Origin of the sequence: Spiroplasma chinense, from assembly GCF_008086545.1 — a bacterium.
GTDB classification, from domain to species: Bacteria; Bacillota_I; Bacilli_A; order Mycoplasmatales; family Mycoplasmataceae; genus Spiroplasma_A; species Spiroplasma_A chinense.
This window is the reverse complement of sequence record NZ_CP043026.1, coordinates 912,092-934,836: the sequence shown is the minus strand read 5'-3', so window position 1 is coordinate 934,836 and position 22,745 is coordinate 912,092. Positions and strand designations below refer to the sequence as shown.

Sequence of the window (22,745 nt, the reverse complement as noted above, 5' to 3'; positions counted from 1 at the left end):
ATATTCTATATTTAAAATTATCACTGATTTTTTAAAATAATTACTTTTCAACTTTCTGTTTAATAAGGTTTTGAAAGTAAAAGCAATAACAAAATTTAAACATGAATTATAATAATAATTCATGTTTTTTTTGCGTTTTCTTTAAAAAGGGTCTTGTAAAAAAAAAAAAAAAAACAATAGAATTACTTTTAGGAGAAAAGTAAATGAAAAAAATTCGACTATTTGAAGCTTTTGCAGGTATAGGTTCACAAAGAAGAGCTTTAAAAAGTGTTGTTGGTAATAATTTTGAGATTGCAGGATTAGCAGAGTGATATGTACCAGCAATTGTAATGTATCAAATTATAAATAATGATTTTTCTAAAAAAAATGTTCTAGACAATGTTCCCAGGGATGAAGTGATAGATTATTTGAATTCTAAGTGCTTATCTTGAGATTCTAAAAAACCAGTTTCAAAAAATTTTTGAAATCGAAAAAGTCAAGATATCTTGAATGTTATATATTCTGCTGTTAAAAAATCTGAAGAAGAAGGTAACATTTTTGATGTTAGAACTTTACATGAAAGAACCTTAGAATCTATTGATATTTTAACTTATTCTTTTCCTTGTCAAGATTTATCACAACAAGGGATACAAAAAGGTATGAAAAAGAATTCAGGGACAAGATCTGGGTTATTGTGAGAGATTGAAAAAGCTATAGATAATACACCTAAAAATAATTTGCCTAAAATTCTTCTCATGGAAAATGTCCCAGCCTTGCTAAATAAAACAAATGAATTAGAATTGAAAGAATGATTAATTAAACTTGAAAACATGGGTTATAAAAATTCTATTGGAATATTAAATGCTGCAGACTTTGGATCTCCTCAAGCAAGAAGAAGAGTTTTTATGATTTCTTCTAGAAATAAAAAAATAGAATTACCTGTCGGAAAAAGTAAACCTGGAAAATTAAACGATATTTTAGAAAAGAATGTAGAAGATAAATTTATTATGACTAATTTAGAAAAATATGATTTTTCTGAATTTTCTCTTACAAAATCAAATATTAAAAAATGCAGTTTAATAAATTATACAAAATTCAACTCTGAAGCATATGTGTATGATCCTGACTTTACAGGTCCAACTTTAACAGCAAGCGGAGCAAATTCAAGAATTAAAATTTATGATAAAGGATTTATTAGAAGAATGAGTCCACTAGAGTCATTCAGGTATATGGGTTTTGATGATGAAGACTATAAAAAGATTGATGAGTTTGAATTTTTAACAGACACACAAAAAATTTTTGTTTGTGGAAATTCAATTTCAATAGAAGTTTTGAAAGCTATTTTTGAAAGGATAGATAGTAATGAGTAAACAAAGTGATTTGTATGTTGTAGAGTTGCCTATAATTAGGAGGAATTTTTCTGCAACAAATTCAGCCAAATTCAAAGGAGTGTTAAAAATAATCTCTAACAAATTTGGAATCATTAAAGATTGAAAAATTACATTTCATGAACTATGGTTAGATTTAAGCACTACCCCAAGTTGATTTGATGGAAAAAAGGATATATTTAAAATTAGAGAAAAACTTTTCGAAGAATTAAATCTAAAACAAATTCCAAGAAAAAACCAAAATCATAATGAAATTCGTCATTTGAATTCTAATGAAATTGAAATTGTTAATGAATTTTTAAATAATAGAAATAAATATAGGTCTACAATTAAAAATATTTTGACTGTATTGAAAGGTAGTAATCCTTCTGGGGAGGTTAAAAATCCCTGAAGTGCTGAAATGATACTTGATTATAGTGGAAATATAAAAAACTTTGCTGTTTTAATAGGTGATTTAATCTCAAAGAGACCAAATTATTTTGATTTATATGAGATAAATGCGAAAAAAATTAGTTTGGAAGAATTCACAAATTTAAATGAAGTCATAAAAAAACTATTTATTTTTATGCAAGAGAGCAAGGATTCAGGTCAATTTAAAATTTATATGGAACAAGTTAAGGATTATTATAAAAAATATTGTGATTATGAAAAAGAAGCTGAAAAAATAGCTAGAAATGAAAGAAATAAATATAGTACTAATATTATTCGATATTACACTGGTCAAAATATTCCTTGTCCTTTTGGTTTTTCTTGAAACGATAATTGAAATTATCAAAAGTGTCATATATATGAGTATTATATGCTAAGAGATAAAATAGAAGAATGTTTATATACAAATAATGTAAATGAGTGTAATAAATATTTGGCAATGATTTCAGATCCAGAGAATTTTATCCCATTACCAGAAGAGCTGCACAGAAAATTCGATAAACATACATTTACTTATGTGAATGGGGTATTAAAAGTGGTAAATGATGAGGGGAAAAGAATTAAAGAATTAGGGTTGTTGAATAATTATTTGGTGATACAAAGACCTTTTTTTAGTGACAAAAAAAATTATTATTTTGAAATGAGAAATAAAACAACAAATGTTTTTTAGATACTTTACGAAAGCAACTTAAGTTGCTTTTTTTATTTTAATTTTTTTCTTTAATTAATCACATATTACACTTGCAATAAAAAAAAAAAAAAAATTAGAATTACTTTTAGGAGTAAATATATGAAAAAAATAAGAATTTTTGAGACGTTTGCAGGAATCGGAGCTCAACACAAAGCTTTTGAAATACTAAAGAGAAACAACATTTTAGACTATGAGGTTGTAGGGACAAGCGAGTGAGATATATGAGCGAATATTTCTTACAATGCAATTCATCACAATAACGAAAACATTGCTAAAGAATTGGCTGATATTGAAATTGAAGATTTCTTAAAAAAATTCACCCACTCAAATAATTCTAAAGAACCTATAAATAACAAAAATTTATCTAGGTTTTCAAGGCACACAAGAGAAATGTTGTATAGTTCTTATAAGAACTCTAAAAACCAAGGTAGTATTGTGGAAATTAATGGCCAAAGATTAATAGACGAAATAGGTGAGTTTGATCTTTTAACTTATTCATTCCCTTGCCAAGATTTATCGGTTGCAGGAAGTTTCCATGGTTTTAATCAAGGAATGGCTAAAGGTTCAGGAACACGAAGTGGTTTACTTTGGGAGGTTGAAAGACTATTAAAAGAGTTAAATTCAATCAATAAATTACCAAAATATTTGCTATTGGAGAATGTAAAAAATATGATTTCTGATAAACACAAGAATGATTATATTGAATGGATTTCTTTTCTAAATGGTATTGGTTTTAATACTCAAACTTATATTTTAAATTCGAAAGATTATGGAATCCCCCAATCAAGAGAAAGAGTGTATGCTTTAAGTATTTTAAGACCTAAAAATATAACATTTGAAGATACATATTTTTCTGTAGGAAAAATAGTTTCTAATAACAAACCAAAAGATATATCGGAAATTTTAGGTAGAAAAAAGACAATGGAACGTGTTTTAAAGTTAAATTATGAAGATAAAACAATAAGAGATGAGGCGTTGGAGTCTATACCGAATAGAACTCCAAGTAGGGAAAGAATGTATTTTGAAAATAGAGTTTTATTTACGCTAAGAAAAGAAAAAAAAGAAAGTTGTGAAAATAAATTTACAAAAATCTACCATAAATTCAAAAATGGATATTTTTTAAATTATTGCAGTACTCTTACCACCAAACAGGATAGGAACCCCAACGCTGGCATAATTGATTTAAAAAATACCAAGTTGGAAAATTTAAAAATTGAAGAAAAAAGGAAAGCTAATTATAGATTTTTAACTCCAAGAGAAGCATATCTGATGATGGGTTTTGAAAATCAAGATGTAGATAAAATTTATAAATCAGGATTAATAAGACGTGAGGTTAAGTATAGACAAGCTGGTAACTCAATAGTTGTAAATGTCTTACTTGCAATATTTAATTTAATTAAGGAAGTGTAATCATGAATATAACAAATGTAATGAATTTTAAAAAGTGATTGAAGAACAATGGGTTAGATGACAATTATTCTTGTAAATGATGAAATATAGATACATCATTGACTTCTATGTTTAAAAAATTTAAAAGTTATAATTTATCAGAATTAGAGGTTATAAAAATTACAGGTAAAGAAATCAATGAAAAGGGATGCACTATAATTGTAAAAGGATTCAATGAACAACTTTCCTGATCTGCATGAAGTCAGTATTTGAGGGTTCTTTTGCTTTTTGGATGTATTGAAAAACCAAATGATTTTGTATTTAATACAGCAATAGATTTTGGTAAGCAATGAGTGAATAACAATATTGTTTTTAAATTTTCTGATAAATTTAAAAATTCAAATAATTTTATAGAATATTTTTGCGGCAATATGGATTATCTTTGGAATTGCATTACAAGTTTTGCTAAAAGTAAAGAAAATATTTTTATGATTAGAGCTTGTTATGATTTATTGTTCACTTTATATCTGTTTTACTCTTTAAATAAAGAGACTGATAAAAAAGAAAAAGCAAATATTTTATTGATAGTAGAAGAATTTAAAAAGAAGAAAACTACCGAAACTAAGTCATTTGAAGGTGCTGCTAATTCTAATAGAGAGTTAATGCCTTTTTTGAATGTACTATTTGGTGATAAAAATGATGAAAAAGTAACTATAGATGAGGGTACTATCGAAAAAACTATAAATGAAACAATTGGATTTCTGGGTGAATACTTATTCAGTATTTTTTTAAAGAACTTTAATAAACTTAAAAAATTTACAGATATATCTAAGGTAAGGTCTTTAAAATTTGAAGAATTTAAATGAGAGAGTCAAATTAAAAAAACCAGTCCATACGATTTTAGAGTTGATAATTATAATTTATTTGAAGTTAAATCTAGTATGTCAAAGGATGATAAAGAAAAGTTCATTATTTCAGATAATGAGTTTGAATGTATGAAGGAATATAAAGACTACTATTTTTTATGTACAATAAAAAATATTGACCCCAATGTTGTGGATTTAACTCATTCTAAACCTAATTTTGAATTATTTAAGGATTTAAAAATTAATTTTTATAATTTTCAAGATTTTCAAGAGAAATTTGATATGAAATCTAGAGGTTATTGGGTTAGGGAACTATAAACAATTTATTTGTAATAAATTGTTTTTTTTATACTTATCTGTATAATACACAGTAAGGAGCAATATATGATAGTAAATTTAGGTCACGTTAGAGCAACTTTGTTAGAACACAATGAGGTATATATCATACCAGTATATCAAAGAAATTATTCATGAACAAAAGAACAATGTTCTCAATTTTTTGATGATTTGATAAAACTTAAAAATTCTAATGATGTTCACTTTATCGGAAATATAATTCTAAATAGAAATGTTAATAATTTAACTTATATCAATGAAAACATAATTATAGATGGTCAACAAAGGATTACAACTACCTTCATTTTATTGAAGGCTATGTTGGATATGGTTTCAAGTCCAGTTGAAAAAATGACAATTGAAAGTTTTATTTTTAAAAAAGATGGAGTAAAAAAATTAAATTTAAATATTGAAGATGATAATAACTTTAAATTACTTTTAAAAAATGACCACGAAAACGTAGATAAGTCTTCATTTGTTTATATAAATTATTTATATTTTAAAGATAAATTAATTAGTTTGTTTGATAAACAAAAGGATTATGATATTCAAGTTATGATAAATTGTATTTCTAGATTAGTTTATGCAAACACAACTTTAGATAACAATGATGATGCTCAAGTTATTTTTGAAAGAATAAATTCAACAGGAGTACAATTAACATTAGCTGATTTGGTGCGTAATTTTTTACTTATGTCATATCATGATCAAAATAATTTATATATAGATAATTGGTATGTAATAGAAACTTTACTAAAAGAAAAGGTAAATGCCTTTGTTAATCACTATTTAATTTTTAAATCCTCTTCTGCAATTAGTGATAAAAAGTCATATCCTGAGTTTAAAAAACTTATATATGAAAAAAATCTTGATAGAAGAGAAGTTCTTTACGAAATGAAGAATATTAGTAAACATTATGCAAAAATAGTGGGCTTAGAAAATTTTGGAAACAAAAAAATTGACCAAATGCTAGAACATATTAGAGTGATTAATCAGACCACTTGTTATCCTTTCCTTCTTCACTTATTTGAGGACAATAAGAGTGGTTTAATTGATGACGAAACTTTATACAAGTCATTAAAACTTATTAGAAATTATTTGATAAGAAGAACTATAACTGATAAAAGTGCGAAAAATTTAAATAAACTCTTTTCTAATTTATATGATAAAGTTTTCAAACTAGAAGTTAATAGAAATAATTATTATGATTCACTTTGTTCTTACTTAATTCAAATTACTACTACAGATAGATTTCCGACTGACAGTGAGTTTGGAAGGGCTCTTGTGAAGAATAATATTTATAGTGCAAGAGCTATTTGTAAACTATTGTTATATGAAATTGAACACTACGGTTTAAAAGAAAAACTGGAAACAGAACAAATCACAATCGAACATATCATGCCTCAAAATAGAAATGAAAAATGAAGAACTCATATTGGAGATGATTACAATTTAGTGCATGAAATATATTTGCATACAATCGGAAATTTAACTTTGACAGGTTTTAATGTTGAATTATCTGATTATTCTTTTGAAACAAAGAAACAAAAACTTAAAGAGCTTAGTTCAAAATTCACTGTTTTAAACGAGTCTATTTTTGATAAAAATGTTTGAAATGAAGAAGCTATAAAAGCACGAGCTCAAGTGTTAATTAATAAAGCTATTAAGGTTTTTGAGTACAGTCAACCTGAGAAAAAATTTGAATATAAAGAATTGTTGATTCCTAAATCAAATTTAGTAAATTTTGGAGATATTAATGGTACAAAAATTGCAAGTTTTGTTATGGATGGTCAAGAACATTATACTAAGGATTATACAGAACTTTTAAGAATCACTTTAGAAGAATTATATAGAAGTAGAGAAGAGTTGCTAATTTCTTTAGCAAAACAAAACTTCTCATTTAAAAGCACAAAAACAATAGATTTATCTTTTGATAAAGAACTTATCAAAAGATCCAAAAAACTGGATAATGCACCAATTTATTTTAATTATAACTATACACCAAATGATGTAATTTCTCTAATTGGTACTATTTATGATTATTTAGATTTAGATAAAGAAACATTTGAATTTACTACAACAAGAAAAAAAGAAACTCTTATTGATTAAGTGTTAAATATGAGGAATATCCAAAATCATTTTGGATATTTTTTATTTATTAGGTTTTTATTTTTCTGTTATTTCCTTTAAAATAAAAAAGAATGGAATTTGTAATGAAATAATGCGTTTTGTAAAGGATGTTGAAAATGCTAGATAAGAAAGACAGGTTAATTTTAAATTATTTAATTGAAAAAAATGAGTGAGAAAGTATATCTTGGTTAAGTAACAAGTTGGGTTTAAGTCGCTCAAATTTAATGTATCATGTAGATCACATTAATAATATATTGGTCAAATACCATTTAAAGCCAATAGATTTAAAGATTAATTACCTAGAAGGAGTTTCACAAATTAAAACCTTTTATGATAATTTTTTAAACGAAGTTATTGATGATAATAGTAATACAAAAATAGTATTAAGTTTATATGAGAGGCACTTAACAATAATTCTATTCATATTATTTAACAAAAGTGTTTCTTTAAAATCATTATCAAATATTTTAGGTGTAACTTCTAATACAATTTTTAACGATATTGAAAATATAAAGAAGAGTGATTACATCAAAACTAACAATATTAGTTTGAATATAAATAAAAGTGGATATCAATTAGTTGGGGATAGTTTTTCAATTCATAAGCTAATGATAAATACACTTTTTGAATTATTAGATATTAACGGAGATAAAAATCTGTTATATTTTTTAGTGCGAAATTTTAATTTTGACGATTATGAGTTTTTAAAAAACTCAAATATAAATAATTTGGATTTTTTTGAAGATATAACTAACATAATTAACGAGAATCTCAAGAAAATATCTTTTAAGAATGTTGATAACAATACAATGTCATTTATTCTTTTTCTTGTATTCATCAGAAAATTTAAATCAGATTTATTATTAGAAGAGGTTAAGCAATATATAATGAAAAAAATTCAGTTTGAAGAAACGAAATGGTATATATTGAGTTCTAATGTCATCAATGAAATTAAAAAGAAATACAATTTACAAAAGACAGATATTGGACACTTTGAAAAATTATATTTAGCGCAAATAATTTCATATAATTTTTCTGATGAAATAAATATTGATTCTTTTGAAATAGTTTCTTGAGAACAAATTTATAACAATATAAAAGTTGGATTAGAAAACATTGGATATAAAGTTAACGAAGACTTAAACAAAAGAAATTTCTTAAAATGTTTTGCATATTATGAAATTATTCCTTTTAAAAAATTGTATGATGGCAGTTGACTTTATTCAAACAAAATTAAAATCTTAAAACAAGAAAATTTTCAAAAATTTTTTAAAGACTTTACTATTTTATATAAACAGAATAAATATGAAGATATTGACGAAAACAATTACTTCTTTTGATTGCTTGCATCAATATTTTTAGTAGGTGTTACAAGTATTCCAAAAGTGAATGTGCTAGATAGTTCAAAAGAAACTTACTTCATAACAGACTTAACAAATATTTCTTTAAATTTATGATTGTACAAAATAATTAATACATTTGGCGAATTAATAAATTATAAAATCATTTCTTATGAATACTACTCAGCTAATAAACAAATTATCAAAGAAAAAAATGTAATAACAAATATAAAAGAACTAAAAGACTTAGAACAAATCATTTTCTTATCAGCTGACTAAATTAAATTTTTGGTCATATAATTATCCATTTTTTTAAATATTTCAAAAATTTATATTTGAGATAATTTTAATGAAGGAGGAAGTTGTTATGAATGATAAGAAAGAATTTGTAAGAACGGTTTTGGGTGATATAGACCCAAAAGAAATGGGTGTAGTAGATTGTCACGATCACCTAATTAAAAACGGAGGACCAGAAGTTGAAGAACACATTGATTTCTTGATGATAGATATCAATGCAGCTAAAAAAGAGTTGCAAAACTATTTGGATGCTGGAGGAAAAACCATGGTTACAATGGACCCACCAAATGTAGGTAGGGATGTAAATAGAATGCTTGAAATAGCAAACGATTTTAAAGGAAAAGCACATTTAATTATGTCTACAGGATTTCATAAAGCAAAATTTTATGATAAACACTGTTCATGATTGAAAACTGTTGAAGAAGATAAAATTGTAGCTATGATGGTTGCAGAAATTGAAGAAGGTATGGATAAACATTCTTATAATGGACCAGTTGTTGAAAGAGTAAGTGCAAAAGCTGGAATTATTAAAGTTGGAACAGGATATGCTTCAATAGATCCATTAGAACAAAAAAGTTTAAGAATTGCTGCTAAAACAAATTTAGCTACAGGTGTACCTATTTTGATACATACACAATTAGGAACAATGGGATTAGAAGTTGTAGATATTTTATTAAAATTAGGAGTTAGTCCTAAAAAAATAATACTTTCACACTTAAATAAAAATCCTGATAAATATTATTATGAAAAAATTTGTGAGAAAGGTGTCTTTATTGCTTTTGATGGTCCAGATAGAGTTAAGTATTATCCAGACAGCACTTTAGCTGAAAATATGAAATATTTAATTGATAAAGGTTATCAAAAACAATTACTTTTAGCAATGGATGCAGGTAGATTCTATTACCAAACTGCATATTCAGAAACAAAAGGTCACATAAGTTTTGGTATAGCATATATGCTAACACACTTTGTACCTTTACTAAAACAAATCGGTGTAAGCCAAGATGCTATTGATGACATATTAATAAATAACCCTCAGGTCGCTTTAGCATTTGATAATTCAAAGAGAGGATAAAATTAAATGAGTAATGAAACAAAAAGAAATGATTTAGAAAATCCAGAAGCTGGAATTAAAAATCAATTAAAGAAAAAACGTAGTAAGTGAATTAATTGAGCAATATTAATAACTATTGTAACTTTATTATTAACTTTTATTATTACTTGTATCGCTATAAAAAGATTGGACATTTTGAACTTAGTATTTTATCAAATCATAGTAGATAATATTCTAGCAGTACCTTCAATTTTGGTTGGTTTGATAGTTTTCCTAGGATATTTATTACAAAAAAAACCTTGATATGATGCATTAAGCGGAATGTTTAAAGGTATTTGTGGTTATCTAATTCTTCAAATGGGAAGCGCTTTCCTAACTGGAGTTTCAAAACCATTGATGATCACATTTGGAACTTTAATGGGAAGTAATGTTGTCTTGTTAGATACATATACTTCATGAAGTGAAATTAATGAAGCGTTAGGAACAGCTGTTTCAATGATAAGTTACACTGTTTTAATCGGTTTAGCATTCAATATACTTCTTGTAGTTCTAAAAAAAATAACAAATATTAGAAGTATCAATGTAACAGGTCATATTATGTTTCAACAATCAAGTGTTGTTGTAGCTATTCTATATTTCTTTGTATTCAAAGATATTAATGATGATGCAACAAAACAATTATTAACAATACTGACAAGTGGAATTTTAATTGGAACATATTGAGGAGTATTTTCTAACCTAGCATATGCTCCAACTCAAGCAGTTTCAAATAATGCGGGATTTACAATTGGTCACCAACAAATGTTTGGTGTATGAGCCGCTTACAAAGCAGGAAAATTATTTGCATTAAATAATAAAGAAGTTAAATCTGCAGAAAAGCTAAATATGAAAAAAGGATTTAGAATTTTCCACGATAATATATTTTCATCTTCAATATTACTTTTCATCTTCTTTGGAATACTATTCTTAATAGTTAAATTAGAAGGTAGTTGAAAAGAAATGATCGACTCAATGGGAGGATATAACTTATTTGCAGGTAAAAATTGATTATTACAATTAGTTGGTCTTGTATTTACTGTTGTAGCTTCTTTACAAATATTAATGTTTGGAGCAAGAATGTTTGTTGCTGAATTGCAAAAATCATTTATAGGAATTAGTGGACGTTTAATTCCTGGTGCTTCAATTGGTATTGATATTGCAGGATCTTTCTCATACGGAGAAAAATCTGTAACATTTGGATTCTTAGCGGGTGCTATTGGTAACTTTATTGGTATTGGTTTAGTTTTATTACTAGGACAAGTATTTAAAATTGATATTTTTAAAGTTATTATAATGGTAGGATTCATTCCAATGTTCTTTGACGGAGCAGCTTTAGGATTATATGCAAATGCAAGTGGAGGTTGAAAAGCTTGTCTTACAATTCCATTTGTTGCAGGAATATTGGTAGTGTTTGGTGCAGTTCTAGTTGTACAAACTGGAGGAAGAACAGGGCAAATATTCCAAATTGGATATAATGGTCTGTTTGACTGAACAACAATTTGAGCAGTAATTATTGCTATTTTAACAACAGTACCATCTAGTGCTGCCATGTACTTAGTGTTCTTTGTGCCAATTATTTTCATAATAGTTGCACAATTTACAACAACAGAACCTGGAAGTTCAATGATTATAAAAAGATTATTATTTAAAAAATGATGTGAAAAAGACAATGAAAGAGCTAAAGAAATAGCGATTGAAAAACAAAAAAAAGAGGAATTAAAGAAACAAAAATTAGCAAATAAATAATTGTTAGGCAATTCCCATAAGAAAGAAGGAAAAAAGATATGAAAAAAATTTTATGTGCATGCGGTAACGGTATGGGTAGTTCAATGATGATAAAAATTAAGGTAGAAAAAGTATTAGAAAAATTAGGAATTGATTCAAGGGTAGATACTTCATCAATAGGTGAAGCAAAAGGAATTGCAAATTCATATGATGTTGTTCTTTGTTCTACATATCTAGAAGAAGACTTAGAAGACTGCAATGCATATGTAATAGGTCTAGAAAATCTTATGGATGAAGAAATGATTGAAGAAGGATTTAGAAAGGCTTTTGATCTATAATGACTGAATTAAATTTCTTAAATTCATTATTAGAAAATAGGTCAATCCTAATTAATCAAGAAGCCAACGATTGAAAAGATGCTATTACCGCTTGTTTTCAACCATTATTAAAAAATGGTGTTATTAGTGAAGAATATATCAAAGGTGTAATTGATAGCACTTTAAAATATGGACCTTATTATATAATTTGTCCAAACGTTGCTATGCCTCATGCTTCTTCAGAAAGTGGAGCTTTAAAAAATGGTTTTAGTATCATGACTTTAAAAAAACCAGTTCTATTTGATAAGCAAGAGATTAGTGTATTGATTGGTTTTGCAGCAGTTAATAGTGAAGTTCACATGACAGTTGCATTACCTCAAATTGTTGCAATTTTTGAAAATGAATCAACTGTTGATAAAATTGCAAATTCAAAAAGTGAAGAAGAATTAAAAAAAATTATAGAAGGTGTAGACTTTCTAAAATACCTAAAATAGATAGGAATTGATATGAATGAATAAACCACTTTTACAAGTGGCACTGGATAATTTAACTTTAGATGATGCATTAAAAACATTAGAAAATGTAGGTAATGTGGTTGATGTCATTGAAGTGGGTACTATACTTTTATTATCAGAAGGTAAAAAGTGTATCCGAAAAATTAAAGAACTATATCCTGACAAAATAATTTTAGCTGATGGTAAAATTGCAGACGCAGGAAATATAGTTTCGGAAATGTTTTTTAAAGAAGGTGCTGAAATAACAACTGTCATTTGTTGTGCAGATTTGCCAACAGTTGAAGGTGTTTTAAATATCTCTAAAAAATTTGGTGGAGACACACAAATTGAGTTAACAGGTTCTTGAAGTATGGAACAAGCAAAAGAATGAAAACAAATTGGAGTAGAACAAGTTGTATATCACAGATCTAGAGATTCACAAGCTGCTGGGGTAGGCTGAGAACCAAAAGATATTGACAAAATAAAACAACTTTGTGATATGAACTTTAAAGTTACTGTCACTGGAGGAATTTCAGAAGCAGATCTTGATATATTTAAAGATTTACCACTTTATATAATTATTGCTGGAAGATCTATAAGAGATGTAGAAGATCCAAACAAAGCTGCTTTAAGTTTTCAAAAAGCTTTAAAGGAAAAATGAACTAATGCTTAATTTGAAAAATAACTTCTTAGGAGTTTATGAAAAAGCCTTACCAAAAGTTTCTTGACCTGAAAAAATTAAGGTAGCTAGTGAACTTGGATTTGACTTTATTGAATTATCAATCGATGAAAGTGACGAAAGACTTGAAAGATTGAACTGAAGCGATAAACAAGTTGAAGAAATTTTGCTAGAGTGCAAACAAAATAATATTTTTATAAGGTCTATATGTTTTTCTGGTCAAAGAAGATATCCTATGGGAAGTCATGATAAAGAGATTAGAAAAACTTCAATGAAACTTTTAGAACAATGCATAATTTTAGCTCACAAACTTGGAATTAAAATTATTCAATTGGCAGGTTATGATGTGTTCTATGAAGAAAAAGATCAAACAACCAAAGAATACTTTTTAAAAAATTTAAATGAGGCTATGAAAATTGCAAATAGATATGCTATAAATTTATCTATTGAAATTATGGATGATGTTTTTATAAATTCTATTTCTAAGTTTTTAGAAATAAAAAAAGAAGTTAATTATCCATGATTGAGTGTCTATCCAGATTTGGGAAATCTATGAGCTTGAAATTCTGATAATTCTATTGAAGAATTAGAAAAAGGTTTTAACGAGGTAGTTGCTTTACACATTAAAGATACTCTTTTAGTGAAAGAAGACTTTCCCGGTAAATTTAAAAACGTTGAATTTGGTGAAGGTGATGTTGACTTTAAAATGTTATTAAAATATTTAAATACTAAACAATATTCGGGAAGTTTTGTAATTGAAGCTTGATATGAAGACTTTCCCAAAACCGTATCATTGCTTGAAAATGCAAAAAAATATGTTTTAAACATTTTTAAAGAAACGGGGTGAGAATTGTGTTAGAGGAATTAAAAAAAGAAGTTTATGAAGCAAATATGCTTTTGGAAAAATATGAACTAGTAACTTTTACTTGAGGAAATGTATCTGGAATTGATTGGGATAAAAAACTAATGGTAATAAAACCAAGTGGAGTAAGTTATGATAAATTAAAACCAGAAGATATGGTTGTAATGGATCTTGATTATAATGTTGTTGAAGGAACGTTAAATCCTTCAACAGATGCTCCAACTCATATATACCTTTATAATAAATTCCCAAATCTTAAAGGAATATGTCATACTCATTCTCTATACGCAACAAGTTGATGTCAAGCTGGAAAAGATATTCCAATTCAAGGTACTACCCATGCAGATAACTTTTATGGTGATATCCCTTGTACAGAACATCTTGATGTAAAAAAAATAAAAAATAGTTATGAATACGAAACAGGAGTTATAATTGCAGAAAAATTTGAAAAGAATAACATTAAAGTTGAAGATATGCCAGCAGTTCTAGTTAACAATCACGGTCCTTTTACATTTTCAAACTCTCCAAAAAAAGCTGTTGAGATTGCTAAAATTTTAGAAGTAGTGGCACAAATGACTTTAAATTCTTACATGCTAAGTAAACAAGAAAACAATTTAACTCAAGAATTAATGGATAAACATTATTTCAGAAAACATGGTAAAGATTCATACTATGGACAAAAATAATTTTAAAAATACTCATTAAATGAGTATTTTTTTAGTATTTTTTTCCATAAACTATAATTAAAAGTATAATTATAAATATGAGGAAAATGTATGAAGAAAAATATTTTAAATGAACTTGAGTGATATAGTAAACAAACTATTAACACGACATTTCAATCTATAGCTCAAATTTTGGTTAATTTAAAACCAAATGAAAAAATACCTGGTATAGCAGAAATTTCTAAATCTGCTTTCACAACACCTAGTTCTGTTACTAGATTTTGTGCGCAGTTAGGTTATGAAGGATACAAAGAGTTAATTAATAGATTATTTTTAGAATTTGAATTTCAAAAGGATGATATTTACTCTAATACTAAAAATATAAATTGAAATAATGATTTTATTTTTGATAATAATTTTGAAACAATTCTAAAAAAGATGAGATTAATAAACGAAACTGCATATAAAAATATTGTTAGGATTTCTCAAAAAATTTTAATCAGTAAAAAAATAATTATACTTTATTCAAAACAAAGTGAAACTTACGCTCAATATTTTTATGAGTGCTTAGTTAAAATGCAAATAAATGTAATTTTAATTTCTAATAAGAGTCAAATAGATTTTAACCATAAAAATGTTGAAGGTGCGTTTTATGTGGGGATGTTATTTGGAGATGATATTTTTTGATTTGAAAAACTTTTTAGAGAAATAGAAAATAAAAATATAGGGTTAATTACAGACGAAGAAACATATACAGGAAGTGATAAAGAGATCACTATTGATAGTAATGATGGTGAATTAATTAACTTTGTAAATAGCAGAATTTATATTTACTATGTATTAAACCAAATTGTGAGACAAATTGCCAATAGAATAAAATAATTTTTACAATAAGGAAAAATTATTTTTTTTTGTTTAAATTATCTAAAAGTTTTAAAAAAATGTAAACTTTTTAAAAAGGGAGGTAAAGAATGAATAATTATATATGTCTTGATATTGGTGCTAGTAGTGGAAAAATGTCATTGGCAAAACTTGTTGATGGAAAAATAGTGTTTGAAAAATTACATGTATTTAAAAACTTAATGATTAAAAAGGCTGGAGAATATTTTTGAGATGTAGATAGTTTTTTTAGTGAGATTATAATAGGTTTAAAAAAAGCTAAAAGTGCAGGTATAGATAATTGTTATCTTGGAATTGATACATGAGGAGTTGATTATGTATCTTTAAACGAAAAAGGCGAAAGAGTAATGGGAGCTTATTCATACAGAGATAATAGAACAGTGGATTTTTTCAAAAAACACAAAGGGGTATTTGATAAAGAAACTATGTATCTAGAAACTGGTATAGTTTCTCATGAATTTAATACAGTTTATCAATTATATGTTCAAAAAATTTGAGAACAAGAAGAAGTTAAAAAAATTCTTTTGATGCCTGATTACTTTATATATAGATTAACAGGGGAAATGATAGCAGAAGCTACCAATCTTTCAACCACTCAACTCTTTGATATAGATAAAAAGGATTTCATTCCCGAAATTCTTGAAAAATTAAAAATAGATAAGAGTTTGTTTGGTAGAGTTGTCTATCCAGGAGAAGAAATAGGTTTTATAAAAGAAGAATTAATTGAAGAATATGATTTGCCAAAATGTAAAGTGATAGCTGTGGCATCTCATGATACTTCATCTGCAATAGCTTCAGCACCTTTAGAAACAGAAGATGATGTTTTTATTTCTAGTGGAACTTGATCGTTACTAGGTATTGAATCAAAAGAAAGAATTATAAATAAATTAACTTTTAAAAGTGGTTTTACAAACCAATTAGGTGTTGAAGATTCAATCACTTTTTTGAAAAATATTGCAGGAATGTGAATTTTACAAGAAATAGAAAACAATTTGTCTAATAAATTTGATATTGAAGAACTTTTAAATGAAGCATTAAAGAATGACTCTTTCAACTATATTATGGATTGTGAAGATATTAGATACTTAAATCCAGAAAATATGATTTTTGAAATTTGAAAGTACTTTGAGCAAACTCGTCAAAATATACCACACAATATAGGTGCCTTAATTAGGTGTGTAGTGGATAGTCTTGCATTATGTTATTACGATAATATAAAACAACTATGTGAACTTACTAACAAAGAAATTAATAAGATCTATATTCTAGGTGGAGGAAGTAGAAATAAAATTTTAAATCAGGAAGTTGCAAATATTTCTAAAAAAATAGTTGTTGCAGGTCCAAGTGACGCAACTATGATTGGTAATGTTATAGTGCAAATGATCGCAAAAAATGAGATTAAAGATATAAAAGAAGCTAGAAAAATTATAAAAGAATCATTTGAAATTGAAACCTACAGACCAGATGGTGAAGATTACAAATATGTTATTAATAAATATAATTTAATTAAAGAAATGAGGAAAGAATAATGAAAGAAATTATTGAAAGATATGAATATGCTAAAAAGGTTTATGCAAAACTTGGTATTGATACAGATAAAGCTATTGAAAGAATAAAAAAAATACCTGTTTCTATTAATTGTTGACAGGGAGATGATGTTAAAGGGTTTATAAAAAATGATCAACCTATTTCTGGGGGAATTTTAGTTACAGGTAACTATCCAGGAGCTGCTAGAAATGCAGGTGAACTAAAACAAGACTTATCAAAAGTTTTATCACTGATTCCAGGGAATCATAAATTAAATTTACATGCAATTTATGTAGATACTGATGAAGAAATAGAATTAAATCAAATCGAACCAAAACATTATAAAGGTTGAGTAGAGTGAGCCAAAAAAGAAGGAATTGGATTAGACTTTAACCCAACCTTATTCTCACATCCAATGTATAAAAATGGATTTACATTATCAAGTAGTGATGAAAATGTAAGAAAATTTTGAATAGAACACTGTAAAAAATCAATTGAAATTGCAGAGTTTTTTGCAAAAGAACTAAATCAAAAATGTATAAATAATATTTGAATACCAGATGGTTATAAAGATTTTACAGTTGATAAATACGGACCAAGAAAAAGATTGAAAGAATCTTTGGATGAAATTTTTTCAAAGGATTATGATAAAAGTTTGGTGTTAAATACAATGGAATCAAAATTATTTGGGATTGGAATAGAAGCTTACACTGTTGGTTCTAATGAATTCTATTTATCATATGCAGTATCTAGAAATACTGGATTATGTATGGATATGGGTCATTTCCACCCAACTGAACAATGTTCTAATAAAGTTTCTACAGTTTTAAACTTTATTGATGAATTATTATTACATGTCACTAGACCTATGCGTTGAGATTCAGACCACGTAGTTTCTTTGGATGACGAAACTCAAGAAATGATGAGTGAAATTTTAAGAAATAATTTTGATGATAGAGTTCATGTAGCTTTAGATTTCTTTGATGCAACCATAAATAGAGTTGCAGCTTGAGTCATTGGTACAAGAAATGTTATAAAAGCGTTGTTGAAAGCATCGCTAGAACCTACAGAAATTCTAAAAAAAGCAGAACTAGAAAATGATCTTACAACAAGGTTAGCTTTATTAGAAGAACAAAAGAATTATCCATGAGTTGATGTTTGAAATTACTATTGTTATAAAGAAAATGTTCCTTTTGATGAAAGTTGATTGGATGAAGTTAAAAAATATGAAAAAGAAGTATTGTCAGAAAGGGTGTAACAATGTTAAAAGAATCTATTAATGAATCTAAAATTTTAAATCAATTTCGTGAAATTACAGGAGTAATTTACCAAAATTGATGAGCTGAAAGAAATGGGGGAAATATCTCTGTTCTTTTAGATGAAAGTTTTGTAGATAGTTTTAAAATAAATAATGAATTTTCAAAAACTAAAGATTTACCTTTTGAATGTCCTAGTTTAGATGGTAAGTTTTTCTTGGTAACTGGATCTGGTAAATATTATAGAAATATATCTAAGTTTAATGAAACTGCTTGTAATGCAGGAATAATACAAATTTTTGATAATGGTAAAAAAATTGGAGTAGTTTGAGGATTTGAAGAAGGTTCATGACCTACAAGTGAGTTACCAAGTCATTTACTATCTCATGTTGAAAGACTTAAAGTAAATCCAAATCATACAACTGTTATTCATTCTCATCCTACTGACATAATAGCTTTAACTTTTGTAGAAGAATTAGATGAAAAGAAATTTACTTTTAATATGTGAAAAATGATTTCTGAAGCAAGTGTAGTTTTTCCAGAAGGAATAGGTATTTTAGAATGAATGTTACCGGGAAGTAATGAAATTGGTGAACAAACTGCAGAAAAAATGAAAAAATATAGATCTGTTATTTGAGCACATCATGGAATATTTTGTTCTGGAGAAAGCTTGGATGAAGCTTTAGGTCTGCTCGAATGTATTGAAAAATCAGCTAAAATTTATTTAAAAATATTGCAAACTAATAAAAAGATACTTAATGAAATTAGTGTTGAAAATATGAAAGATATGTCTAATTTCTTTGGTTATGAATTGAATGAAGACATATTAAAATAATCCCATTGGGATTTTTTTTATTTTTTAAGTAATAAATAAAAAAAATTTTTTAATATAAAAAAATTACCTACACAGTTTAGAAATTAATTAATTATTATTTAATATGTTAATTTATAAGTGTAAAGTCTTTGGCTTACAAAAAAAATGAGTAGTTTTAGATTTGAAAAATCTAAACGGAAAGGAAATTATGGCAAGTTTTACAATTATAGAAAATTTTGAGCCTATTAAAGATTCAAAAATGCTAGACAAAGCAAAATCTTTTAATAGAGAACTGTTTAAAAAAACAGTTAATCCATGCAGAATTATTAAAGGTCTTAAAATTGACGAAAGTACCAAAAGATATGTACCTAATGAATTGATTGAAATAGAAAAAATGAAAGATATTAAATTACAACAAGATGAGAACATAATAATAGATTTTGGTAACCATTTTGTTGGAAAATTAAAAATTAAAATTGCACACAGTGGTTCACACCCTGATGCTCCTGGGTTTATAAAATTGAAAATGGCTGAAATTATAGATGAATTAGCTGCAGACTCTTCAAATTATGAAGGATGAATTAGTAAGGGTTGAATACAAGAAGAATGAATCCACATAGATGAATTTCCTATGGAAATAAAGTTGGATAGAAGATACGCATTAAGATATTTACAATTAGATGTTCTTGCTACATCAGCAAAATACAAAATTTATGTGGAAGAAGTTAGTTTGGAAGCAGAATCTTGAATTGATTTTAAGGATAATCCACAATTAAAAAAAGTTCAGGATAAAGAATTAATTGAATTAGATAAAGTAGGTTTAAGAACTTTGAGAAATTCAATGCAGAATGTATACGAGGATGGGCCTAAAAGAGATAGAAGATTATGATTGGGAGATTTAAGACTTCAGGCATTAACAAACTATTATAGTTTTAATGATTTAGAGTTGGTAAAAAAATGTCTATATCTATTCTCTGCATCTAAATTTCCAAATAAATCTTTAGGAGCTTGTTTGTTTGTTAGTCCAGAGGTGCAGGTTGATGATACTAATTTAATTGACTATTCACTAATTTTTATATCAACTGTCTATGATTATTATGAACACACAAAGGATATTGAATTGGTAAAAGAATTTTGGGAAGTTATTATGGATCAAGTAAATACTACTTGGGAGTTCTTGGGAGAACAAAAAATGACCAATCTAAATAATGATACTTTTTGATCATTTATAGATTGAAATCCAGAATTGGATAAAAATGCAGCAATTCAAGGTGTTTACATTACTACATATAAACATGCAATTTATTTGGCTAATGTATTGGGGAAAAATACTGACGCTAAAAATTTGGAAGAAAAAATTAATTTATTATCTGAAGTTGCTAAAAATAATTATTGAGATGAGAAACAAGGATTGTTTGTAAGTGGTGATCAAAAACAAATTTCATATCACTCAAATATATGAATGGTTTTATCTGGTTTATTTGACCAGGAAAAAAATAAAAAGATTTTAAAAAAAATAATAGAAGTTAAACCCGCTATAAAACTTAAAACACCTTATGCTTATCATTATTTTTTAGAGGCATTATTCTTAAATGATATGCAGGAAGAAGCTGTTAAAATAATGAAATATTATTGAGGGGAAATGATTAAATTGGGAGCAGATACTTTTTGAGAATTATTTGACCCAGAAGACCCATTTTATTCTCCTTATGGATCAAGTATAGTTAATAGTTATTGTCACGCTTGATCTTGTGCACCTACATATTTTATTAGAAAGTATATGGATAAATAAAATGGCAAATACAAAATGACAATCTGATAAAAAAGAGATCGAAAGCTTCATCAATAATGTTGGTGGCTTAGAAAATATATTAGAAATTTACAATTGTATAAGTAGGTTAAGAGTAGAGGTAAAAGATAAAGGTAAGGTTAATTTAGAAGGGTTAATTAAAAGTAAAAATGTAAATGAAGTTTTAGAAAAAGAAAATACTGTTCATATAATTTTTTTAAAAAAATATAATACAAAGTTTTTTAAAAAATTTCAAACGTTTACCGGTTATGATGAAGGTGTTTTTGAAATAAAACAAATAGTAGCCGGTAAAAAGAATGTGTTAGATAAAGTGGTAGAAACATTCAGTGGTGTTGCAACTCCATTACTATATATATTAGGTGCTTATGGTATTTTATCAATGTTTAATTCATTTATTACTACACAATGAGTACAGGGTAAAGAAAGTTCTTCTCTTATAGGAAACTCAGAGTTTGTAAATCAATTAAGTATCATTATGGGAATATTGACTAGTGGTATGTCATTGGCATTAACAATGGGTATTCCATGAGCTGTATTTAGATATACAAAACAAAACCAAGTATTTGGTATTGCTATAGGTCTTGTGTTTGTATTGTCTTCAAAAGTTGGAACTATTGGTATAGCGGATTTAAATCAACTAAATTATGTAGAAGGTTGAGCAGATCTTAATGTATTCAAAAAATTATATTATACTTGATATTTTAGTGAAGCGGGAGGGAATACTCTAGCAAATGGGTTGCATTCAACTAGTTTTACATTAAATTGATTTGGTAACGGTTCATTTGCATATAAATTAAGTTTTGACGGAAACATGATAGGGGTAATTATATCTTCTGTTCTTTGTGTAAATGTAATGAAGTTAAGTAAAAAGGTATTTAAAAATGAACTTGTAAAAAATATTTTAGAGGCTCCAACACTATTCTTTGTTTGCTTTATAATATCTTTCTTGATTATAAGTCCTTTAACTTTTATAATGACTGACTATATTTCAATGGGATTGAATAAAGGGTTTTCAAATATGTATGCCAAATGATTCATTTGAGGAATCATTGGAGCATTTGGACCATATATATTGTTATTTTCACTTGATAGTTTTATTCTTATTATTGGTTTCTTGCAATTTTATACACCAGATACTATGGGTAATGAAAATGGACCAATAGTTGCAGTTATTATCTACATGTGTCTTACAACTTCGATCACCACTGCAACATTAACATTTATAATTCAAAATAGAAATATTGATGAACTCAAAAAAAGTGCAGCAAATTTTGCATTAATTGGTTATATAAGCGGTGTTTCATCTCCAATGTTGTATAAAATCAATTCTAAAGTGAAACACACTATGTATGCTTCTTGTGCTGGTGGATTTGTAGCAGCTCTAATCTCTTGTGCATCAGGTATAACTGGAACATGGGGAACTGGTTCTGTTTTAGGAATTTTATCAATACAATCTTCATCAACTATGAGCGGGATCAATACGTGAGCACCCAATGGATTATTTTGAGGATTTATAGTTTGTTTTGCAGCTGTTATAGTTTCTGGAGGGGTTACCTTTGGATTAAGTAAGATTAATTATTTTAAACAAAATACAAAAGAAGTTATTGAAAAAGAATGAGTATCTAATAAAACTATGGATATTAGTGCAAAAACTTCTAAATAAATTTTTAAAAATATTTTAAAATAACTCAATTTATTGAGTTATTTTTGTATATAATTATCTAGTGTTAAGAGAACACGTCTTTTATTAGTAAATGT

19 protein-coding genes are annotated in these 22,745 nt (G+C 26.6%); all 19 read left to right on the top strand.

The window, feature by feature from the left end; translation table 4 throughout:
* The first annotated feature begins 203 nt into the window (after positions 1-203).
* Positions 204-1,349 carry a DNA (cytosine-5-)-methyltransferase gene (gene dcm / locus SCHIN_RS06320; RefSeq protein ID WP_208057179.1) on the top strand — a complete coding sequence of 382 codons (1,146 nt, stop codon included), beginning with the start codon at positions 204-206 and terminating at the stop codon, positions 1,347-1,349.
* A complete protein-coding gene (locus SCHIN_RS04180) occupies positions 1,342-2,466 on the top strand; it encodes an MAG4270 family putative restriction endonuclease (RefSeq protein WP_166508385.1) in 1,125 nt (374 codons plus the stop codon). The genes dcm (SCHIN_RS06320) and SCHIN_RS04180 overlap by 8 nt, the downstream gene beginning before the upstream one ends.
* Positions 2,467-2,586: 120 nt before the next feature.
* Positions 2,587-3,897: a DNA (cytosine-5-)-methyltransferase gene (gene dcm, locus SCHIN_RS04175; protein ID WP_166508384.1), complete on the top strand. Its 1,311-nt coding sequence runs from the start codon at positions 2,587-2,589 to the stop codon at positions 3,895-3,897.
* 2 nt (positions 3,898-3,899) lie between these two features.
* The gene (locus SCHIN_RS04170; RefSeq protein ID WP_166508383.1) at positions 3,900-5,060 is read left to right on the top strand and encodes a protein NO VEIN domain-containing protein; all 1,161 of its coding nucleotides are present in this window, start codon (positions 3,900-3,902) and stop codon (positions 5,058-5,060) included.
* Between the two features lie 66 nt (positions 5,061-5,126).
* Positions 5,127-7,187: a DUF262 domain-containing protein gene (locus SCHIN_RS04165; RefSeq protein WP_166508382.1), complete on the top strand. Its 2,061-nt coding sequence runs from the start codon at positions 5,127-5,129 to the stop codon at positions 7,185-7,187.
* A 137-nt stretch (positions 7,188-7,324) separates the two neighbouring features.
* Positions 7,325-8,827, top strand: a complete 1,503-nt coding sequence (locus tag SCHIN_RS04160) for a BglG family transcription antiterminator (RefSeq protein ID WP_166508381.1) — start codon at positions 7,325-7,327, stop codon at positions 8,825-8,827.
* A gap of 88 nt (positions 8,828-8,915) precedes the next feature.
* The gene (locus tag SCHIN_RS04155) at positions 8,916-9,920 is read left to right on the top strand and encodes a phosphotriesterase family protein (RefSeq protein WP_166508380.1); all 1,005 of its coding nucleotides are present in this window, start codon (positions 8,916-8,918) and stop codon (positions 9,918-9,920) included.
* 6 nt (positions 9,921-9,926) lie between these two features.
* Positions 9,927-11,684, top strand: a complete 1,758-nt coding sequence (locus SCHIN_RS04150; RefSeq protein WP_166508379.1) for a PTS ascorbate transporter subunit IIC — start codon at positions 9,927-9,929, stop codon at positions 11,682-11,684.
* A 38-nt stretch (positions 11,685-11,722) separates the two neighbouring features.
* Positions 11,723-12,001 (top strand): PTS sugar transporter subunit IIB, encoded by a 279-nt coding sequence (locus SCHIN_RS04145; RefSeq protein WP_166508378.1) that lies wholly within the window; start codon positions 11,723-11,725, stop codon positions 11,999-12,001.
* Positions 12,001-12,474 carry a PTS sugar transporter subunit IIA gene (locus SCHIN_RS04140; RefSeq protein WP_166508377.1) on the top strand — a complete coding sequence of 158 codons (474 nt, stop codon included), beginning with the start codon at positions 12,001-12,003 and terminating at the stop codon, positions 12,472-12,474. The genes SCHIN_RS04145 and SCHIN_RS04140 overlap by 1 nt, the downstream gene beginning before the upstream one ends.
* 16 nt (positions 12,475-12,490) lie before the next feature.
* Positions 12,491-13,147, top strand: a complete 657-nt coding sequence (locus SCHIN_RS04135) for a 3-keto-L-gulonate-6-phosphate decarboxylase UlaD (RefSeq protein WP_166508376.1) — start codon at positions 12,491-12,493, stop codon at positions 13,145-13,147.
* On the top strand, positions 13,140-14,012 hold the full coding sequence (locus SCHIN_RS04130) for an L-ribulose-5-phosphate 3-epimerase (protein WP_166508375.1): 873 nt from the start codon (positions 13,140-13,142) through the stop codon (positions 14,010-14,012). The genes SCHIN_RS04135 and SCHIN_RS04130 overlap by 8 nt, the downstream gene beginning before the upstream one ends.
* Entirely contained in the window at positions 14,006-14,701 is a 696-nt protein-coding gene (locus SCHIN_RS04125; protein ID WP_166508374.1) for an L-ribulose-5-phosphate 4-epimerase, read from the top strand. Before SCHIN_RS04130 ends, SCHIN_RS04125 begins: the two co-directional genes overlap by 7 nt.
* 90 nt (positions 14,702-14,791) lie before the next feature.
* On the top strand, positions 14,792-15,562 hold the full coding sequence (locus SCHIN_RS04120; protein WP_166508373.1) for a MurR/RpiR family transcriptional regulator: 771 nt from the start codon (positions 14,792-14,794) through the stop codon (positions 15,560-15,562).
* 89 nt (positions 15,563-15,651) lie between these two features.
* Complete coding sequence (locus SCHIN_RS04115) at positions 15,652-17,109, top strand: rhamnulokinase (protein ID WP_166508372.1); 1,458 nt, start codon at positions 15,652-15,654, stop codon at positions 17,107-17,109.
* Positions 17,109-18,365 (top strand): L-rhamnose isomerase, encoded by a 1,257-nt coding sequence (locus tag SCHIN_RS04110; RefSeq protein WP_166508371.1) that lies wholly within the window; start codon positions 17,109-17,111, stop codon positions 18,363-18,365. The genes SCHIN_RS04115 and SCHIN_RS04110 overlap by 1 nt, the downstream gene beginning before the upstream one ends.
* Positions 18,366-18,367: 2 nt before the next feature.
* The gene (gene rhaD / locus SCHIN_RS04105) at positions 18,368-19,198 is read left to right on the top strand and encodes a rhamnulose-1-phosphate aldolase (RefSeq protein WP_166508370.1); all 831 of its coding nucleotides are present in this window, start codon (positions 18,368-18,370) and stop codon (positions 19,196-19,198) included.
* Between the two features lie 187 nt (positions 19,199-19,385).
* On the top strand, positions 19,386-20,969 hold the full coding sequence (locus tag SCHIN_RS06315) for an alpha-L-rhamnosidase-related protein (RefSeq protein WP_208057178.1): 1,584 nt from the start codon (positions 19,386-19,388) through the stop codon (positions 20,967-20,969).
* A gap of 1 nt (position 20,970) precedes the next feature.
* Entirely contained in the window at positions 20,971-22,650 is a 1,680-nt protein-coding gene (locus SCHIN_RS04095; protein ID WP_166508369.1) for a PTS transporter subunit EIIB, read from the top strand.
* Positions 22,651-22,745 lie beyond the last annotated feature (95 nt).